An 18,591-nucleotide genomic window follows, 5' to 3' on the forward strand; every position below is an offset into this window, starting at 1 on the left:
GGAAGTCTGCATTAATGGCCGAGGTCGCCTACCACAATATCTGCAAATCCTACGGGTCTTTTGAGGTCATGCGAGATCTGTCGCTGTCCATCCATGATGGCGAGTTCGCAGTGCTGCTGGGCGCGTCCGGATGCGGCAAGACGACATTGCTCCGCATGACGGCCGGATTGGAGAATATCACCGGCGGTGAACTGACAATCGACGGCAAAGTGATGAATGAGGTGCATCCGCGGGACCGCGACATCGCCATGGTGTTTCAGAACTACGCGCTTTATCCGACAATGAAAGTCTTCGACAACATCGCCTTCAGTCTTGAGGTCAAACGCCTGAGCAAGGAAGAGATCAAGCGCAAGGTCAATGAGGCGGCTGCCGTGTTGAACCTCACCGATTATCTCGACCGATACCCGCGTGAACTTTCCGGTGGTCAACGGCAAAGAGTGGCCATGGGGCGCGCAATGGTACGCGATGCTAAGGTTTTCCTCTTTGATGAGCCACTGTCCAATCTTGACGCCAAATTGCGCGCGCATATGCGCGTTGAAATTCGCCAGCTTCATGAGCGGCTCAAGGCGACAACGATCTACGTCACGCATGATCAAATCGAAGCCATGACCATGGCGGACAAGATCGTCCTCATGAAAGGCGGAAAGATTGAACAGGTGGGGACACCTGACGATCTTTATGACAGGCCCGCGACCAAGTTTACCGCCGACTTTATCGGGTCCCCTTCAATGAATTTTGTCGAAGGAAAAATCCACTCGCAAGATGGGAAGCCGACGTTTGTCGGCCCTCACATCAATTTGCCGCTCGATGAAAACCTTGCCGCCGAACCGGGGCAAAAAGTCATTTGCGGATTGCGCCCATCCGATCTTGTGGCTGCTGAAAACGGCGAGATTTCAGGTACCGTAAAGCTCGTTGAGAAGACTGGTGCAGACGTCAATATCCATGTTGACCTGAGCGAGACGGCACATCTTGTTGCGACGATGGCGCGTGACAATGGTGTGCTGGCGGGCGGCCCGATTGAGCTCACGATCCCCTCGAAGGCGGTGCATCTGTTCGATGCGGACACAGAGAACCGCATCGAAACCCAATCGTAGGACTGGCGAGCCCTTTCCAAAGACCGGCCATATTTTTTGACTGGCCAGTCTGTTGGTCCAGTCTGTTGGCGCGGTCAGATCGTATAGAAGCCAGCTATCCGAGAGACCTCAACACGCCCTGAACACCATCAACCTTCAGGTCTTGATAAACCCGCGTCACAGACGGTTTCAGAACGCTGGCGAGGTCCGGATGGAAAATGTCACGAACGTCCAGGAAAGCCGCCACTCTCTCAGCATCGTCCTGCGTGTTTTCCGAGATGGATCTTAGCCGTTCGACCATGGGATCGCGCACATCGATTGGTCGACCGCTCAGGTCGGTGCCTCCGGCATAGTGCATCCAGGCAGCTACGACTGTGACCAGTCTCTGGGATGGGCGACCTGCGGAGAGATTGTCCTTCAGGGTTCCAAGAATGCGTTGTGGCAGCTTTTGGCTGCCGTCCATGGCGATCTGCCAGGTTCGATGTCTGATGGCCGGGTTGGCGAAGCGGGCCAAGAGCTCGTCGGCATAGACCTGAAGATCAACACCGGGCGGAGCTTTAAATGATGGAATGATTTCCTGCCGCCATACGGCTTTCAGAAAAAGGGCAAAGACTGAATCGGCAACGGTGTCGGCAACGGTTTCATGACCTGCCAGGTAGCCAAGATAGGCAATAGCTGAATGTGTGCCGTTGAGCATGCGCAATTTCATGTGTTCATACGGGGCAACGTCATTGACCAACTGCACACCGACAGCGCTGAGGTCGGGGCGTCTTCCTGTGCCGAATACGGGGACAAAGTCGTCTTCGATCACCCATTGCCGGAACGGTTCGTGAAAGACAGGCGCTTCGTCAAATCGGCCGGTTTCAGCGGCAAGTGCGCGGATGTCTTCCGGTTTGGTGGCAGGCACGATCCTATCGACCATGGTGGAGGGAAAGCGTCCTTCGCGTTCAATCCACGCGGCGAGGTCTGGGTCAATCAAGGCGGCAAGCCCGATCACAACACCGCGCACCAGCTTGCCGTTGTCCGGCAGGTTGTCGCAGCTCAGAACGGTAAAAGGGGCTCGCCCGCCGCCTTGCGCCTCGCCAGTGCCCGCACAAGATAGCCTGGCGCTGAGACAGGATTTAAATTTTTGAGGTCTGCCTCAATGTCCGGATGCTTTGGATTGAGCCTTCCGGTCGAGGGATCATGGCAATAGCCCTTTTCGGTCACCGTGAGGCTGACGATCCGCGTTGCGGGATCAGTCATGGCGCTCAGGACAGCTTCCGGATCTTCTTTGGCCGCAAGCACGTCAGAAACGATCTCAACCTGTCGAAGCGACGTTTCCCCGGAACCAAGTTCCTTCGCGGTATAGACAAATTCCTGAGGTGCCAGCTGATCGCGCGTTCGAGAGCTTTGAAGACTGACCCCGACGATGCCCCAGTCTCCGCCATCCTTTCGCTGTGCGTCTTCAATATAGATAGCCCCGAAGGCTCGGAAAAATGCTCCGAGACCGAGATGGACAATGCCTGGTTTTGGCGCAGGTCCGCTTTGCCTGGTCAGGCGCGGTTGTTCAGCGGGCAAGCCAGCCTCCATCAACATTGAGTACGGCACCGTGAATATACTTTGCCGCGGAAGATGCAAGAAACACCGCTGCTTCACCGATATCGGCCGCTTCACCCCAGCGGCCTGCCGGGATCCGTTCCAGAATCTGCTTGTTGCGACCGGTATCTTCCCGAAGTGCCTTTGTGTTGTTGGTCGCGATATAACCGGGTGCGATTGCATTCACATTGATGCCCTGCGCCGCCCATTCATTGGCAAGCAGCTTGGTCAAGCCGGCAACGCCGTGTTTGGAGGCTGTGTAAGAGGGCACCCTGATGCCACCCTGAAAGGACAGCAAGGAGGCGATATTGACAATGGATGCCGCCCGGCCCGCGGCAAGTGCTGCTCTGCCAAATGCCTGGCACGTGAAAAAGACCGCCTTGAGATTGACATCCATGACGTCGTCCCAGTCTGCCTCGGTAAAGTCAATGCTGTCGGCACGCCGGATAATTCCGGCGTTGTTGACCAGAATGTCGATGGCTTCCCTCTCGAAGAGGGGCACAGCAGCTTTCGGGTCGGAAAAGTCGAGCGGTACGTGCCGCCCGTTCCTGATCTGGCTCAGTGTTTCTTCGCAGTCGCGACGCGCGGCACAAAGCACTTCTGCACCCGCATTGCTCATGGCAACCGCAATGGCCTGACCAATTCCGGTATTGGCCCCGGTTACAAGCGCTCGTTTTCCTTCAAGCGAAAACGCGTTCACCGCAAGTCCTCCATCGCGACCATGTCCATATCGGTGAAATCAACGTTGTCACCGGCCATGGCCCAGCAAAATGTGTAAGCACCCGTGCCCGCGCCGCAATGGATCGACCAGGGCGGTGATAGAACCGCCTCTTCGTTGGCCATTACAAGATGACGAGTCTCTTCCGGCTTGCCCATGAAATGAAAGACCCGCTGGTCAACATCGAGCTTGAAATAGAGGTAGGCTTCCATACGCCGGTCGTGAACGTGTGCGGGCATCGTGTTCCAGACCGATCCCGGTGCGAATTCGGTGTAACCCATCAGGAGTTGGCAGCTGTCGGCAACTTCTGGATGGAGGAATTGCAGGATAACACGCTTGTTCGAAGTCTCTGCAGCACCCAGTTCGACGCGTCGCGCATCCTGTAGCGTGATCAGCCGGGTCGGGTAGCTGTGGTGTGCGGGAGTGGACAAAACGTAATATCGGCCTGCTCCACTAAAGGTCACCGGGCCGGAACCCATTCCGGCATAGAGAACTTCCCCCGGTCGATCTCATAGCTTTCGCCGGCAACCGTCACCTTGCCCTTGTCGCCGATATTTAGAATGCCGAGTTCTCGTCGGTCGAGAAGTGACGACGTACCGGCCTCCTTGACTTGATCAAGAACAAGATCTCCGTTTGCCGGAACAACGCCTCCGAGGATCAACCGGTCATAGTGGCTATAGACAAGGTTGATCTTGTTGTCTTCGAACAGTCCGGAGACGTGAAAGTTTTCTCGAATGCCGTTGGTATCCAAAGACTTGGCTGTTTGAGGGTCAATGGCATAGCGGGTTTCTACATTCAGCATGTGATGAGCTTTCTGAATTGTCTGCAAGGCTTAGAAAAAATCGTCGCGGCGAGGCGCGAATGTGTCGATCAAAGTGCCGTGTGACAGGCAAACGCAACCATCTTTTGCGTTGGAGGGAGTGACAAAACTGCCTCCCGGGCCGACGTCAAACTCAGATCCATTGATCGAAAAGCGGAAGGTGCCGCTCTCCACACAGGTGGATTGAACACGGATTTGACTGTGCAGTTTTCCTCCCGATGAATGGCTCGTCAGAGCCGGTAGGCCTGTTTTGCAAGCCTGTAAGTGAGGTCGTATGCAACCTCATATGCCTCGTCTTCGTTCAATCTCCCGGACGTCACAAGTGAGGCGAGGTATGCGCAGTCGACCCTGCGCGCCACATCATGGCGGGCAGGGATCGAACAAAAGGCTCGGGTGTCGTCGTTAAAGCCGACAGTGTTGTAGAATCCGGCTGTTTCGGTCGTCATTTCGCGGAACCGGCGCATGCCTTCCGCGCTGTCATGGAACCACCAGGCGGGACCCAGTTTGAGTGTCGGATAGACACCGGCAAGCGGCGCCAGTTCACGCGAATAAGCGGTCTCATCCAGGGTGAACAAAATGATGGAAAGGTCTTTTTCCAAACCATAGGCGTCGAGCAAGGGCTTCAGTGCTTCGACGTAGTTGGTTCTGGTGGGAATGTCGAAGCCCTTGTCACGCCCAAACGCATCCATGATCGAATTTGAATGGTTTCGATGACTTCCAGGATGAATCTGCAGCACAAGCCCGTCTTCCAGGCTCATTCTTGCCATCTCGGTAAGCATATGCCCCCGGAAAATCTCAGCCTCATCAACCGTGCATGTGCCCTTGAGCGCTTTTTGAAACAATTCCTGTGCCTTCAGCGGTGACAGGTTTTCGGTTCTGGCAGTTGGATGGCCATGGTCGGATGATGTCGCGCCGAACGACTTGAAGTAAGCGCGTCTTGCCATGTGTGCGTTCAGATAGCCCTGCCAGGAGAGCGTGTCTTCTCCCGTAATGTCTCCGAAACGCTCGATATTTAGCTGAAATCCCTCGAACTCCGGGTCAACCACCGGGTCCGGTCGATACGCCGTGACAACCCGCCCCCGCCAGCCGCTTTCCTGAATGGCGCGATGCCACTTGAGGTCATCAAGGGGCGACTCGGTTGTGGCGATGACCTCGATGTTGAAGCGCTTGAACAGAGCCCTGGGTTTGAAGTCCGGCTGTTTCAGCCGTTCGGCAATATGGTCATAGGCTTCTTCGGCAGTTTCTGCCGTCAGGCGCTTTGTCAAGCCGAACACTTCTTCAAAAGCGTGTTCAAGCCACATGCGGGAAGGGGTTGCGCGAAAGAGGTGAAAGTTTTGTGCAAAGGTCTTCCATATCTTTCGGCTGTCTGTTTCCGCTGGAGCACCGTCTCTCCGTTGAACACCAAGCTCGGTCAGGTCGATGCCTTGCGAGAACAGCATGCGCAGGACGTAGTGGTCGGGAATGACAAACAGGTGCGCCGGATCGGGAAAGGCCTTGTTTTCAGCATACCATTGCGGATCGGTGTGACCGTGCGGGCTGATAATCGGCAAATCCCGAACGCTCTCGTAGAGCCTGCGTGCAATCTCAAGAGCCTTGGGCTCGCTTGGCAGGAGGCGGTCTGGAGACAATCCTTTGATTGCGATTTCCGGAACTTTCGAATTTTCCACGACCATGCGGGTCTCCCGTACACACAAACCGGATCGCCATATTGCGACTAGCAAACTGATATGCTAGCTGATTAGATAAGTCAACGGAGAGAAGCTGATGGCAGACTCAAGTGCCCTAAAGGTGCTGGAACCAATCAAAATTCCCAAAGTTGCCGATACGGTTTTTGAGGAACTGCATCAGCAGATCCTGTCGTTGGAATTGCCACCTGGAACAAAGGTGTCAGAAATTGAGGTGGCGAAAGCTCTGGGTATTTCGCGGCAACCGGTTCGTGATGCCTTCTTTCGCCTGTCTCAACTCGGCTTCCTTCTAATCCGTCCTCAGCGGGCAACTGTAATTTCCAAGATTTCGGAACAAGCGGTCCTGCGTGCGAAATTCATGCGGATCGCTCTCGAGCTGGCGTGCTGGAAGGCGGCGATGAGCGTGATTTCCGATGCACAAGTCGATGATCTGGAGCTGTTGCTCAAGGAGCAGGCGAAGGCGGTCAGCGCCAATGATCTGAAAGGGTTCCATTCACTGGACGACGATCTGCACCGTCGTATCTGCGAGATCGCTGGACATGAATATGCCTGGTCATTCATCCGCGAGCAAAAGGCGCATATGGACCGTGTGCGCTTCATTTCCCTGACGATTGGAGCGGCGCAAAGAGCGTATGATGATCATATCGAGCTGCTTGACATCCTGCGCGCGCGCGATCACACGCGTCTGGAACCTATCTTGAACGAACATCTCGGCCGGATCGAACTCACCCTCGCGCAAATTCGCGAAGAAAAGCCCGAATACTTTCAGGAATAGTGCGGCCGATTGCGATGTTATGGGCGCGGGACGCGTCTGCTCACCTGCGTTTTGATCCAATTGACAAAATCGGTCGCCGCCGGACTGAGTTTTGCTGCCGGTGTGGCGACATAGTAGTTATGTCCCGAACCGTCTTTCACCGGTGCGAGTTGCTTCAGGGCGCCTGACGTGATCTCGGCTTCCACGAGATACGTCGGCAGGATTGCGGCTCCCATGCCGTTAACCGCGGCTGAGATAATCAACGGAAACTGATCGAAATAGCTGCCCATTTGTATGCGCTCTTCCGAGCCGGGTACCGATTTCCGGAAAACGCTCCATAGATGCGGGCGGGTCGTCAGATGCAGCAAGGGCATCCGGAATATGTCTTCACGATTGGAGACACGGTGCTCCTCGATCAAGGTCGGAGCCGCTGCAACAATCAGGTCTTCCGGGCAAAGCGGCGTCAGTTTTGCTCCAGGCCAATCATTAGCGCCGAAATGAATGGCCACATCGATCCCCTGTTCGGCAATGTCGAAGGGTTCTGACCGGCTGTAAAGCATCAGGTCGAGATTTTGGCGCTTGGCTTTGAATTCCCCAAGGCGTGGAACCAGCCAGCGTTCTCCAAACGCGGGAAGTACTCCGATTGTAAGCATTTCCTGCGTGCTTCCGGCTGCAACTGCTTGCGAAATGGTAGCGCGCAGCCGTGTGAGATCGGACGCAAGGCTGTCGCCCAGGGATCTTCCGGCCTGAGTCAATCGGATGCCGCGGCCTTCGCGCCGAAAAAGAGCTGCACCGATCTGGTCTTCCAGTTCCTTGACCTGCCGGCTGACACCGCTTTGTGTCAGGCCCAGTTCCTCGGCTGCTGCGGTGAAACTCTGATGCTTGGCGGCAGCTTCAAAACAACGCAGCACAGAAACGCTTGGCAAGGGGATGTCGCGCTTCATCTAGACCACTCCTCTCATGAGTTTTAGTCATGAATAAAACTCTTTTTCAGGTATTTTTGTGCAGGTCAAGGAGGAGTATTCTCTAAGGCAATCGACAACGGGGATCAAACTGACATGCAGAAGATAGCGGTTTTGGGGCTCGGCAAGGTCGGCACATTGGCTGCTGAGTTGCTGCATGCAACGGGTTTTTCCGTGACGGGATTTGATGCGCATGCGGTGCCGGGTTTGCCGTTCGAGACGCGGCAGATCGATGTTGGTGACGGCGCTGCGCTTGAGGCCGTCCTCAAAGACTTCAACTCGGTGCTGTCCTGTTTGCCCTATTTCCTCAATATCGGCGTTGCCACTAGCGCGCATAATCTCGGACTTCACTATTTCGATTTGACCGAGGATGTGCCGACCACAAAGGCGATCCAGAAACTTGCCAAGACTTCACGTGGCATCATGGCACCGCAATGCGGACTGGCTCCCGGTTTTGTGGGCATTGTCGGGGCCCACCTGATCGATGCTTTTGAAACGTGCCGGTCATGCCGCATGCGTGTCGGAGCGCTGCCTCAGAACCCAACCGGTCTCATGGGCTATTCCTTCAATTGGTCGCCTGAAGGTGTAGTGAACGAATATCTCAATGATTGCGAAGTTCTTGAAGACGGTGAGATCAAGTGGGTTTCGCCAATGGAGTGGATCGAAAAGATCGTTATTGGTGGCATCGAGCTCGAAGCCTTTACGACGTCAGGCGGTCTCGGCACGATGTGCGAGACATACAAGGACCGCGTTCCGAACATCGACTACAAGACAATGCGCTATCCGGGGCACGTTCAGTTGATGAATTTCTTCTTCCACGAACTTTTGATGCGCGACAGGCGCAAGGAGGCTGGAGAAATCCTGGTCAATGCAAAGCCGCCCGTCAGTGACGACATCGTTTTTGTTCACGTATCCGCTGAAGGTGAAATCAACGGACGGATGCAACGCAAGGAATTCGTTCGCGGCTTGAAACCGGTTGAGATTGCCGGCCAGGAACGGACAGCCATAGCCTGGACGACAGCCTCGTCAGTGGTCGCAATCATCGAAATGGTTCGCGAGGGAACTTTGCCCGACCACGGCTTTCTCAAACAGGAAGATGTCTCGCTCGAGACGTTTTTGAAGACACATAACGGCGCTCGTTACAACGCATAGTCCGAAGCGCCAACACTCAAATTATCCGAGGAGTTAGACATGGAACATTCCCAGGTCCTGAGCACGCTTGGCTTCAGCGCAAATGAATTGACCGGCGGAACACTTGCTGTCAGGTCGCCAATTGACGGTGCGCTGATCGCGCAGGTGCATGAAACACCCTTGAGCGATATGGCAAAGATCATCACCCGTTCACGGGATGCGTTCGCAAGCTGGCGCGCTGTTCCGGCCCCACGCAGGGGTGAATTGGTCAGGCTTCTTGGCGAAGAACTGAGAGACGCAAAAGAAGCGCTTGGTGCCCTGGTCACGCTTGAAGCAGGCAAGATCACATCCGAAGGGTTAGGTGAAGTCCAGGAGATGATCGATATCTGTGATTTTGCGGTTGGTCAGTCGCGCCAACTTTACGGCCTGACAATCGCTTCGGAGCGCCCGGGTCACAAAATGTCTGAAACCTGGCACCCGATGGGACCTTGCGGTGTCATTACCGCGTTCAACTTTCCGGTCGCCGTTTGGGCCTGGAACACGGCCCTGGCCCTGATATGCGGTAATCCCATAGTCTGGAAGCCGTCGGAGAAGACGCCCCTGACGGCCTTGGCTTGCCAGAAGATCTTCCAAAGGGCACTGGCGCGTTTCGGAAAGGATGTTCCGGAAAACCTGTTGCAGGTCGTCATCGGCGGCGCGGATATCGGAGATGCGCTTGTAACGTCAAGGGACGTGCCAGTCCTCTCGGCAACCGGTTCAACACGTATGGGCTCTGTTGTTGGACCAAAAGTCGCCACGCGTTTCGGACGTTCAATCCTTGAATTGGGCGGCAACAACGCAATGATCGTTGCGCCGAGCGCCGATCTGGAAATGGCCGTAAGGGCAATTGTCTTTTCCGCAGTGGGAACCGCCGGCCAGCGCTGCACGTCTTTGCGCCGTCTGATCGTGCATTCCACGATCAAGGACACACTCGTTGGCAAGCTCAAGAATGCCTATGAAAGCTTGAAGATCGGTGACCCGCGCCACGAAAGCACGTTGATCGGGCCATTGGTGGACGAGGGGGCGCTTGAGGCAATGCAGCTAGCGCTGTCAAAGGCGCGCTCCGAAGGCGCGCGTGTCCACGGAGGCGGCAAGGTGAGCGAAGGGGTTCCTGCCGGTTGCTATGCAGCTCCCGCGCTCGTTGAAATGCCCGAACAGACCGAGACTGTGAAAACGGAAACCTTTGCGCCCATCCTCTATGTGATGAGCTACGAGACCCTTGAAGAAGCGATCACCCTTCAGAACGAAGTTCCCCAGGGACTATCGTCCTGTATCTTCACACTCAATATGCGTGAAGCGGAAACCTTCCTGTCGGCAGTCGGATCCGACTGCGGTATCGCCAATGTCAATATTGGTCCATCAGGGGCCGAGATCGGCGGTGCGTTCGGTGGCGAAAAGGAAACCGGGGGCGGCCGCGAGTCGGGTTCAGATGCCTGGAAGGGCTATATGCGACGTCAGACCTCGACGGTGAACTATTCGGCTGAATTGCCGCTGGCACAAGGTGTCAAGTTTGACATTTAACCGGCACGGCCCGCCTCTCGGCAGGCTTTGTCTCACCCTTCAGGGGTCGTCACGTCGAGCCAGACGCAGTCACGAGATATGTCTGATGCCGACTGTTACTGAAGCGCGACCCCGAACGGGAGTTTCTCACGCGCACCGCGATACCACTTTATGATCTTCCTGCGTTCTTCTTCTTCCATGAAGGAGACGTTGGCGGGTGGCATGGCGTTGGTTACGCCCGCCTGAAGGTAGATTTCCTTGGCTGCGCGCGCGATGTCCGCCTTTGTTTCCAAAAGGACATTTTTGGGTGCCCAGTGAATACCTTCATAAAAAGGCTCGCGCGCATGACACATGGCACAGCGGCCCGGCACGATTGCCATGACGTCGTCAATCCCGTCGGCGCTGGCGAACACTTCTTCCGTTGCCGTGAGTTTGCGGGATTCGGATGCCTCGAAAGTTTCCTGCTGAAGGGGCAACATGGAGAGCTGGATGATAGCGACAAACAGAATGGCGGTCGCCAGCCAGGTCCAGGTCGGGTTCCCGGTGCCGGCGTGCCGTGTGTTGAAATAGTGCCGGATCGTCACGCCCATCAGAAAAACCAGTGCGGCGATCAACCAGTTGTACTGAGAGGCGAAAGCGAGCGGATAGTGGTTGCTCAGCATCAGGAAGATGACCGGTAGCGTCAGGTAGTTGTTATGCATCGATCGCAGCTTGGCGATTTTGCCGTATTTTGCGTCCGGTGTTCGTCCCGCCTTCAAGTCTGCGACGACAATCTTCTGATTGGGAATGATGATGAAGAAGACATTGGCCGTCATTATTGTCGCGGTAAACGCGCCCAGATGCAGCATTGTCGCACGGCCGGTGAAGACCTCGTTGTAACCGTAGCCCATTGCCACAAGCAGTGCGAACAGCAGCACCATCAATAGCGTCGGATAATTTCCGAGGTTCGATTTGCAAAGCCGGTCATAAACTATCCAACCGATCGTGAGCGACGCAGCGGATATCAAAACCCCTTGCCAAAGGGCGAGGTCCGCCTTGGAAGGATCAATCAGATAGAGTTCACCGCCGACCCAGTAAACGATCATCAGGAGCGCGGCTCCCGACAGCCAGGTCGAATAGCTTTCCCATTTGAACCAGATCAGGTGTTCCGGCATGTTTTCCGGTGCGACCAGAAATTTACGGATGTGATAAAATCCGCCTCCGTGAACCTGCCATTCCTCGCCATGAGCGCCGGGAGGGAGGTCCGGTGCCTTGCGCAGCCCGAGATCAAGAGCAATGAAATAAAAGGACGACCCAATCCAGGCCATTGCCGTGATCACATGCAGCCAGCGGACCGCGAATGCAAACCAGTCCCAAATGATGGCAATGTCCAGCATTGCAAACCCTCCAAAATCAACCGGACCAAGCTAGCGCAGGAATCCATTGTCTGGTATCTCGGTATAATTCCGAGCAGTTTCAAAAAAACGGAACAATACCTGTCCGTTGGAAGTCCTGATGGCCTATCTGGAGAACATTCGCACCTTCCTGCGTGTTTATGAACTGGGAAACATGTCTGCAGCTGCCCGTGACCTGCGGATATCTTCAGCAGTTGCCTCTTCTCGCATCTCCCAATTGGAAGAACACCTGAGTGTTCGGCTTTTTCAGCGCACGACGCGCGCCTTGAGCCCGACAGAGCAAGGCAAGCTGTTTTACCGGGGAGCGACCAAGATTGTGGATGCGGTGCAGGAAGCGGAAGCTGAAATCAGCAGCGTTACGCGCTCACCACGCGGCACGCTTTTCATTGCAGCGCCGATCGGTATGGGTCAAAGTTTGATTGCCCCTGCAATTCCTGAGTTCAAGAATGCCAATCCGCTGATCGATATCCGGCTTCGGTTGTCGGACCGTAAAGTCGACCTGACGGGCGAAGGATTGGATGCAGCTTTCTTCCTCGGGCAACCGGAGGACTCGGCGCTCAAGATCCGCAAGATTGCCGATTGTGGCCGGGTTCTGTGTGCCTCACCTGACTACATTGAGAGGAAGGGCAACCCCAAAAGCCATGCAGAGCTTGCCTGTGGAGACCATGATTGTCTCAACATAAGGTATCCGGGCGCACCGGAATTCCAGTGGCCGCTCCAGACGCCAGACGGAGTGAAACGGGTTGCGGTCAGTGGACCATTCGAATCCGATCACGGCGATGTCCTGACAGGTTGGGCGCTGGATGGTCACGGTATTGTTTTGAAGCCCGTCTTCGAGATTGCCGACCATCTGAAAAACGGACGGCTTATTACTGTTCTGCCGGACGAGCCGCCATTGCCGGTGACAATGGCCTGCCTCTTCACCCACCGGCGGCTTCAGGATCCAAAAGTGCGGCTGTTCCTGGACTTCATGGTTGCGCATATACAGTCAGTGTTGGCTGAAGGTTCAGATGGCTGAGAGAGGTTGCGACACGGTGGCTTTCGAAACTTTGAAAGCACTTTCTTGAAAGTCCGAAAAATCATCAGTCCTTTTCTGCTTTAGAAGAAAGTCCTATACCATCTGCTTGGTCGGGCATGCTCTTTGCCAGGTTGAACAGTCCAGGTTTTGCAAGGAGGCTCACCTTGAATCGCTATCCCAGAGACTTTCGCGGTTATGGTGCCAATCCACCGGATCCGAAATGGCCCGGCAATGCGCGCATAGCTGTGCAATTCGTCCTCAACTATGAGGAAGGTGGCGAAAACTGCGTTTTGCACGGGGACGCGGCTTCTGAAGCATTCCTGTCCGATATTCCAGGTGCTGCCCAATGGCAGGGTCAGCGACACTGGAACATGGAATCCATGTACGAATATGGCGCACGCGCGGGCTTTTGGCGTCTGCATCGCCTGTTCACGCGGGCCGGTATTCCTCTGACGATCTATGGTGTCGCGACAGCGCTGGCGCGCAATCCCGAACAGGTCGATGCCATGAAGGAAGCCGGCTGGGAAATTGCCAGCCACGGCCTGAAATGGATCGAGTACAAGGATATGCCAGTGGCAGAAGAACGCGCTGCCATTGCGGAAGCCATTCGCCTTCACACGGAAGTCGTTGGTGAGCCGCCGCGTGGCTGGTACACCGGTCGTTGCTCGGAAAACACGGTTCGGCTTGTCGCTGAAGAAGGCAGCCTCGCCTATGTTTCAGACACCTATGACGACGACCTGCCTTATTGGCTGGAGACAGGTGGCCGCGATCAGTTGATCATTCCCTATACGCTTGAAGCCAATGACATGCGATTTTCCGTCTCTCCCGGCTGGAGCGATGGTGAGGACTTCTTCCTGTATCTCAAGAATGCGTTTGACGAACTCTACGCTGAAGGAACGTCGGATACGCCGAAAATGATGTCCATCGGCTTGCACTGCCGGTTGGCCGGGCGTCCGGGCAAAACGGCCGCGCTCCGAAAGTTTATTGCGCATATCCAGAAGCATGAGGGTGTCTGGTGCCCGCGCCGGATTGAAATCGCAGAACATTGGGCTGCGCATCACCCACCGCAAAAACGGATATGCGCGAGCAAAATGGCAGCGGAGGACTTTGTTGAGCGCTTTGGCGGTATTTTCGAGCACTCACCCTGGATCGCCGAGCGAGCCTTTGCGTTGGAACTTGGCCCCGCACATGATTGTGCAGCTGGTGTCCACAACGCACTTTGCCGTGTGTTTCGGTCTGCCACAGAAGAAGAACGCCTAGGTGTTCTGACTGCCCACCCGGATCTTGCCGGGAAATTGGCGCAGGCCGGACGTTTGACGTCCGAAAGCACATCCGAACAGGCCAGTGCAGGGCTGGACCTCCTGACTGACGAAGAACGCGAAACCTTTTCAACCTTGAACGCTGAATATGTGGCAAAGCATGGTTTTCCGTTCATCATCGCTGTGCGCGATCACGATAAGGCCTCGATCCTTGCAGCCTTCTATACAAGGATCGGCCATGGCCGGGACGAAGAGTTTGGTGAGGCCTGCCGACAGGTCGAACGGATCGCCCGTTTCCGGCTCGAGGACCTTTTCGCGCAATGAAGACAATCACTCCCGCCCCGCTGACGTCCGAGGCTTTTTCGGACTATGGCGACGTCATCGAGGTTGAGGGTTCGCCGGACAAGATCATAAATCAGGGCATGTGCGGACGGCACCACGATCTTGCCGATCTGGATTTCGGAACAGGCCAGGCTGGGATCAGTCTCTTCGACGCAAAAGCAAGAACATTGCCCTACGCGGTCGACCTTGTGGAGCGTCATCCGGAGGGCAGTCAGGCCTTTATTCCGGTGGACGGCGTGCCGATGATTGTCGTCGTTGCTGATGACATTGATGGGCAGCCGGTCAACCTGAAGGCGTTCATCAGCCAACCTGGGCAGTCGATCAATCTTCATCGGGGTACCTGGCACGGTGTGCTTGCACCGTTAGACCGTGAAGGGCGTTTTGTTGTCGTCGATCGTATCGGGCAGGGGGCAAATCTGGAAGAACACTGGTTTCCCGAACCGTGGATTGTCGCAGCTCCAGATCGGTAGAATGGCCGCTATACATGTGCTTGCAGGACTTTCAATGACGGTAGTACTTAACAAGCCAGCGAAGCCAGAACATCTACGCTGATCTTCCTTGCAGCCATCAGTCTTGCCATCTCGATCATGCGGGCTGAAAATCCCCATTCATTGTCGTACCAGCCGAAAAGGCGCACCTGTCTCGAATTCGTTTCCAGGGTTTCGGGCAAGGCTATGACGAGTGATTCCGGACGGGCTCGCATGTCAGTGGAAACAACCCTGTCCTCGGTGAAGCCGATGACCGGATTGTTGACGAATAGGGTTTGCAGCCATTCATTGAATGGCGATCTGACCGGGTGGGTGAGTGTCACGGTCAGGTCCACAGCCGATACGCTGATGGCAGGTACGCGCACTGCTGCGCCACTGACCTTGCCATCGAGCCGGGGCAACACCTTGCCAACCAGTTTGGTCGCGCTTGTTGTCGTTGGGACCATCGAGACGCCGCCGGCGCGACTGCGTTCCAGCGGCCCTCTCGGGGCGTCCACCATAGGCTGGCTGCCCGTGTAACAGTGGATGGTTGTCATGTGTCCGCTGTCGATTCCAACAGCATCATCCAATCCTCTCAAGAGCGGTGCCAGCGCATTTGTCGTGCAGGACCCATTGGACACCACTTTGTGGTCTGCCAACTGGTCCTCATTGGCTCCAAGCACCAGTGTCACATCTGCGGCATCCGACGGGCCGGAGATCAAAACGTTGGATGCCCCGGCAACTAGCCCCCTTTCAGCAATTATGCGCGTGTCGGCCTTGCCGGTGCATTCCATCACAACATCGACGCCGGCCAGATCCGTTTGCGAGAGATCGGCTTCTGACGAAAATAAAATTTGGCGCCCGTCAATGGCCAACATGTCATCATGTATGGTCACGGTGCCGGGCCAGGGTCCGAAGACGCTGTCGTATTTGAAGAGATAGGCGCAGGTTTCCAGAGGCGCGATATCGTTGATGCGAACGACTTCGACGTCCCCATCTCCAGGGGCCTCAAGAACCTGCCGCAACACTGTTCGACCAATACGGCCGAACCCATTGATGACAATCCGCATTCCAAGGGTCCGCTTCAGAAATTCGTCGTTTTCTCAGCGCCCAATGGAGAACCGTTTCGACAGTTGCCGATACCGGCTGAAAAATTCGTATCCGGCGCCTGTGCCCGGTGAACCTTCGGTTCAAAAAAATCGAGCACGGCCAGAACAATTAGCACCAAAAAGTGCAGCAATCTCAATTATATTGTCCTGAGGGACAATCGTGCTGATCAGCTGCCGACTGGACGAAGCTTCATGTGACGATTGACATCCTTGTACAGAAGGTAGCGGAACGGACCAGGGCCTCCGGCATAACAGGCTTGCGGGCAAAAGGCGCGCAGCCACATGTAGTCACCTGCTTCCACCTCTACCCAATCCTGATTCAATCGATAGACCGCCTTGCCTTCCAGCACATAAAGACCGTGTTCCATGACATGAGTTTCAGCGAATGGGATGACCGCACCCGGCTGGAATGTGACGATGTTGACATGCATGTCGTGGCGAAGGTCATGCGGGTCGACAAAGCGGGTCGTTGCCCATTTACCGTCGGTGCCCGGCATGGCAATCGGGTCGACGTCATTTTCGTGTGTCACGAAGACGTCCGGCAACTCAAGTCCGTCAACCGCTTCATACGCTTTGCGGACCCAGTGAAAACGGACAGCTTCGTCGCCGATGGCCTGGAATGCCCAATCGCACCCCGGCGGTATATAGGCGTAGCTGCCCGGGCGAAGTCTGTGTGCCCTGCCATTGATGGTGAGCATGGCTTCGCCTTCCACGACAAACAAAACGCCTTCTGCTGCCGGATCGGTTTCCGGTCTGTCAGATCCGCCACCCGGCAAAACTTCGACAATGTACTGGGAGAAGGTCTCGGCGAAACCTGAAAGCGGCCTGGAGAGAACCCACAGGCGGGTTTGCTCCCAAAAAGGAAGGAAACTTGTGACGATGTCCCGCATGGTTCCGCGGGGGATCACGGCATAGGCCTCGGTGAAGACGGCGCGGTCGGTCAAAAGGGTTTCCTGGCCAGGATGACCGCCTTTAGGCGCGTAGTAGGATGGTGGACGGGACACAGGGAGCCTCTTTTTCGATTTCACCAATGGAACTATGACGCCAGGACTGTCAGGAGACCATGGGTCATATCAAACGAGATCTTTTCGAAAAAACAAGAAAATCGGTCGTCATGTTCTGGTTTTTGGAAAATGAAGCCGGAGCATCTTTCCGGATGCAATGTCTTTTCTGCGTATGTCAGCCGTTGGTTGTTACCCGGTAAGGCACGATGCCGCGTTGGCCCGGATCGATGAACGGATCCTTGTCAATTGCCGGAAAGGCACGCTGGTCGCAGTTGTCCCTAGGGCAGATGCGGCAGTTCACGCCAATAGGCTCGGGCGCTGCGATTTCGTCGACCGCCAGGCCATCCGCATAGACAATCGCGTCCGCATATTTGATTTCGCAGCCGAAACCGAGTGCATACCGGCGCTCTCCGGTGCTGTAGTCAGGCTGGTGTTTGCTGACACTGGTCGCAATGCAGAGATATTGTACTCCGTCCGGCATTTGCGCGACCTGGGCGGTAAACTTGTTGGAGTTCTGTTCGAATGCCTGGTGCACATTCCAGCGGGGACAGGAACCGCCAAACCGGGCGAACTGAAACCGTGTGGCGCTGTGCCGTTTCACGACGTTGCCGGCGCGATCGATCTTTACGAAATAGAATGGCAGTCCGTTGGCCCCGGGGCGCTGCAGTGTCGACAGCCTATGGCAAATAGTTTCCACGCTTGCGTCCATCCGGTTCGACAGCAGCTGGATGTCGTGGCGGTGCATCGTGGCAGCTTTCAGAAACGCGTCGTATGGCAAAAGCAGCGCCCCGGCGAAATAGTTGCGCAGAGCCAGCCTGGCGATGCCTTCTGCGGACTTTGTCTTGAAGCGCGCCCGTTTGACCTCTTCCAGGATCAGGTCTTTCACACATAATTCGGCGATTACGGATCCAAGCAGAAAATTTTTGGCCGATTGAGGGCTGGCCCGATAGACAGAGATTTTCCGGGTGTATTCATCATGTCTGATCAAGGTGCCGGAATAGTCCGGGAACTGCTCTACCCCGATGCTGAATTTTTCTGCCAGCCACGTGACCAGGCTGTCGAATTTGGTTGCGGCCGTTTCCAATCCGATTTCCAGCGCGAGCTTTTCGGCAGCCCGGTCGAGTGTGTCGACGTAATTATCCATGTAGTGGAAATAGTCGCGCACCTCGTCATAGGCGGATTTCTTGAGGCCGGGCGTTCCGTCCTGTGGCCCGTTCATGTGCGCAAGTTCGTCTTCGTTGGCTTCCCGGTCATGAAAACTTCGCAAGGAACCGTAAAGATCCATGATTGCCTGGGTAATGCCGGGAGCCCGGGTCACAAGTTCATTCAGCTCCTGACGTGTGATGGATGCGCTGTGAAACTGTGTATCGGCGAAGATTTCCTGCAAATCCTGTGTCACGCGATCAAGGTCATTTTTTTCAAATGCCGAGAGATCCACGCCGAAGATCCGGTTGATCGTCAATAGCACAGAGGCTGTGACCGGACGGTTGTTGTTCTCGATTTGATTGATGTAGGCCGTTGAAAGGCCGAGTTTTTTTGCAAAATCTACTTGAGACAGACCAAAGTCCGATCTGATCTGTCGCACCGTATGACCGGAATACAGTTTTTTGCTCACGGCGGGTCTCCGTTCAATCAAATTGCAAATTTTTAGCAAATCTCATTATGCATTTTAACATTTTACAAAACTAGTCACTTAGGTGAAAGTCCCTCCACTCGAAAACAGATGACAAAAAGAGGG

The 18,591-nt window shown here is 55.3% G+C and carries 15 protein-coding genes and 2 pseudogenes; 7 read left to right on the forward strand and 10 right to left on the reverse strand.

Annotated features, from left to right (window positions below):
• The first annotated feature begins 14 nt into the window (after positions 1-14).
• Positions 15-1,094, forward strand: a complete 1,080-nt coding sequence (locus tag ACZ1HV_RS18825; protein ID WP_298984485.1) for an ABC transporter ATP-binding protein — start codon at positions 15-17, stop codon at positions 1,092-1,094.
• 94 nt (positions 1,095-1,188) lie between these two features.
• On the opposite strand, the gene ACZ1HV_RS18830 is transcribed toward ACZ1HV_RS18825, so the two are convergent.
• From ACZ1HV_RS18830 to uxaC, 5 genes and pseudogenes are all read right to left on the reverse strand, one after another.
• Positions 1,189-1,782, reverse strand: coding sequence for a mannitol dehydrogenase family protein (locus ACZ1HV_RS18830; RefSeq protein WP_472718470.1), 594 nt, complete (start codon positions 1,780-1,782; stop codon positions 1,189-1,191).
• 144 nt (positions 1,783-1,926) lie between these two features.
• Positions 1,927-2,651, reverse strand: a pseudogene (locus ACZ1HV_RS18835) (mannitol dehydrogenase family protein); the annotation flags it as partial.
• Positions 2,623-3,351, reverse strand: coding sequence for a 2-dehydro-3-deoxy-D-gluconate 5-dehydrogenase KduD (gene kduD / locus ACZ1HV_RS18840; RefSeq protein WP_472715990.1), 729 nt, complete (start codon positions 3,349-3,351; stop codon positions 2,623-2,625). The gene kduD and the pseudogene ACZ1HV_RS18835, both read right to left, overlap by 29 nt.
• Positions 3,348-4,171, reverse strand: a pseudogene (gene kduI / locus ACZ1HV_RS18845) (5-dehydro-4-deoxy-D-glucuronate isomerase). The gene kduD and the pseudogene kduI overlap by 4 nt, the downstream one beginning before the upstream one ends.
• A gap of 248 nt (positions 4,172-4,419) precedes the next feature.
• Positions 4,420-5,862 carry a glucuronate isomerase gene (uxaC, locus tag ACZ1HV_RS18850; RefSeq protein ID WP_472715991.1) on the reverse strand — a complete coding sequence of 481 codons (1,443 nt, stop codon included), beginning with the start codon at positions 5,860-5,862 and terminating at the stop codon, positions 4,420-4,422.
• Positions 5,863-5,953: 91 nt separating this feature from the next.
• Between uxaC and ACZ1HV_RS18855 the strand changes: the two genes are divergently transcribed.
• Positions 5,954-6,649, forward strand: a complete 696-nt coding sequence (locus ACZ1HV_RS18855; protein WP_472715992.1) for a GntR family transcriptional regulator — start codon at positions 5,954-5,956, stop codon at positions 6,647-6,649.
• 17 nt (positions 6,650-6,666) lie between these two features.
• On the opposite strand, the gene ACZ1HV_RS18860 is transcribed toward ACZ1HV_RS18855, so the two are convergent.
• Positions 6,667-7,572 (reverse strand): LysR substrate-binding domain-containing protein, encoded by a 906-nt coding sequence (locus ACZ1HV_RS18860; protein ID WP_472715993.1) that lies wholly within the window; start codon positions 7,570-7,572, stop codon positions 6,667-6,669.
• A 114-nt stretch (positions 7,573-7,686) separates the two neighbouring features.
• On the opposite strand from ACZ1HV_RS18860, the gene ACZ1HV_RS18865 reads away from it, so the two are divergent.
• Both ACZ1HV_RS18865 and amaB read left to right on the forward strand, forming a co-directional pair.
• Positions 7,687-8,742, forward strand: coding sequence for a saccharopine dehydrogenase family protein (locus ACZ1HV_RS18865; RefSeq protein WP_472715994.1), 1,056 nt, complete (start codon positions 7,687-7,689; stop codon positions 8,740-8,742).
• Positions 8,743-8,781: 39 nt separating this feature from the next.
• Positions 8,782-10,281, forward strand: coding sequence for an L-piperidine-6-carboxylate dehydrogenase (gene amaB / locus ACZ1HV_RS18870; protein ID WP_472715995.1), 1,500 nt, complete (start codon positions 8,782-8,784; stop codon positions 10,279-10,281).
• 95 nt (positions 10,282-10,376) lie between these two features.
• On the opposite strand, the gene ACZ1HV_RS18875 is transcribed toward amaB, so the two are convergent.
• On the reverse strand, positions 10,377-11,636 hold the full coding sequence (locus ACZ1HV_RS18875) for a urate hydroxylase PuuD (protein WP_472715996.1): 1,260 nt from the start codon (positions 11,634-11,636) through the stop codon (positions 10,377-10,379).
• A 118-nt stretch (positions 11,637-11,754) separates the two neighbouring features.
• Here ACZ1HV_RS18875 and ACZ1HV_RS18880 point away from each other — a divergent pair, with 118 nt between their 5' ends.
• The 3 genes from ACZ1HV_RS18880 to ACZ1HV_RS18890 all read left to right on the forward strand — a co-directional run bounded on the left by ACZ1HV_RS18880 (position 11,755) and on the right by ACZ1HV_RS18890 (position 14,743).
• Positions 11,755-12,672, forward strand: a complete 918-nt coding sequence (locus ACZ1HV_RS18880; protein ID WP_298819677.1) for a LysR family transcriptional regulator — start codon at positions 11,755-11,757, stop codon at positions 12,670-12,672.
• A gap of 164 nt (positions 12,673-12,836) precedes the next feature.
• Positions 12,837-14,255 carry an allantoinase PuuE gene (puuE, locus tag ACZ1HV_RS18885; RefSeq protein WP_472715997.1) on the forward strand — a complete coding sequence of 473 codons (1,419 nt, stop codon included), beginning with the start codon at positions 12,837-12,839 and terminating at the stop codon, positions 14,253-14,255.
• On the forward strand, positions 14,252-14,743 hold the full coding sequence (locus ACZ1HV_RS18890; RefSeq protein WP_298819681.1) for an ureidoglycolate lyase: 492 nt from the start codon (positions 14,252-14,254) through the stop codon (positions 14,741-14,743). The genes puuE and ACZ1HV_RS18890 overlap by 4 nt, the downstream gene beginning before the upstream one ends.
• Positions 14,744-14,790: 47 nt before the next feature.
• Here the strand turns inward: ACZ1HV_RS18890 and ACZ1HV_RS18895 are convergent, their stop codons facing one another.
• The 3 genes from ACZ1HV_RS18895 to ACZ1HV_RS18905 all read right to left on the reverse strand — a co-directional run bounded on the left by ACZ1HV_RS18895 (position 14,791) and on the right by ACZ1HV_RS18905 (position 18,468).
• Complete coding sequence (locus tag ACZ1HV_RS18895; RefSeq protein WP_472715998.1) at positions 14,791-15,810, reverse strand: type I glyceraldehyde-3-phosphate dehydrogenase; 1,020 nt, start codon at positions 15,808-15,810, stop codon at positions 14,791-14,793.
• 206 nt (positions 15,811-16,016) lie between these two features.
• The gene (locus ACZ1HV_RS18900; RefSeq protein ID WP_298819685.1) at positions 16,017-16,853 is read right to left on the reverse strand and encodes a bifunctional allantoicase/(S)-ureidoglycine aminohydrolase; all 837 of its coding nucleotides are present in this window, start codon (positions 16,851-16,853) and stop codon (positions 16,017-16,019) included.
• A gap of 175 nt (positions 16,854-17,028) precedes the next feature.
• A complete protein-coding gene (locus ACZ1HV_RS18905) occupies positions 17,029-18,468 on the reverse strand; it encodes a helix-turn-helix domain-containing protein (RefSeq protein ID WP_298819687.1) in 1,440 nt (479 codons plus the stop codon).
• Positions 18,469-18,591 lie beyond the last annotated feature (123 nt).

The sequence above is a fragment of the Roseibium sp. JB4-4 genome (assembly GCF_055693425.1).

What these genes read in the sequence shown, in the direction of transcription:
- ACZ1HV_RS18855 (WP_472715992.1), top strand. Translation starts at nt 5,954, where the DNA reads ATGGCAGACTCAAGTGCCCTAAAGGTGCTGGAACCAATCAAAATTCCC.
- uxaC (WP_472715991.1), bottom strand. Translation starts at nt 5,862, where the DNA reads ATGGTCGTGGAAAATTCGAAAGTTCCGGAAATCGCAATCAAAGGATTG.
- amaB (WP_472715995.1), top strand. Translation starts at nt 8,782, where the DNA reads ATGGAACATTCCCAGGTCCTGAGCACGCTTGGCTTCAGCGCAAATGAA.
- ACZ1HV_RS18890 (WP_298819681.1), top strand. Translation starts at nt 14,252, where the DNA reads ATGAAGACAATCACTCCCGCCCCGCTGACGTCCGAGGCTTTTTCGGAC.
- ACZ1HV_RS18825 (WP_298984485.1), top strand. Translation starts at nt 15, where the DNA reads ATGGCCGAGGTCGCCTACCACAATATCTGCAAATCCTACGGGTCTTTT.
- ACZ1HV_RS18875 (WP_472715996.1), bottom strand. Translation starts at nt 11,636, where the DNA reads ATGCTGGACATTGCCATCATTTGGGACTGGTTTGCATTCGCGGTCCGC.
- ACZ1HV_RS18880 (WP_298819677.1), top strand. Translation starts at nt 11,755, where the DNA reads ATGGCCTATCTGGAGAACATTCGCACCTTCCTGCGTGTTTATGAACTG.
- ACZ1HV_RS18895 (WP_472715998.1), bottom strand. Translation starts at nt 15,810, where the DNA reads ATGCGGATTGTCATCAATGGGTTCGGCCGTATTGGTCGAACAGTGTTG.
- ACZ1HV_RS18860 (WP_472715993.1), bottom strand. Translation starts at nt 7,572, where the DNA reads ATGAAGCGCGACATCCCCTTGCCAAGCGTTTCTGTGCTGCGTTGTTTT.
- ACZ1HV_RS18830 (WP_472718470.1), bottom strand. Translation starts at nt 1,782, where the DNA reads ATGAAATTGCGCATGCTCAACGGCACACATTCAGCTATTGCCTATCTT.
- ACZ1HV_RS18865 (WP_472715994.1), top strand. Translation starts at nt 7,687, where the DNA reads ATGCAGAAGATAGCGGTTTTGGGGCTCGGCAAGGTCGGCACATTGGCT.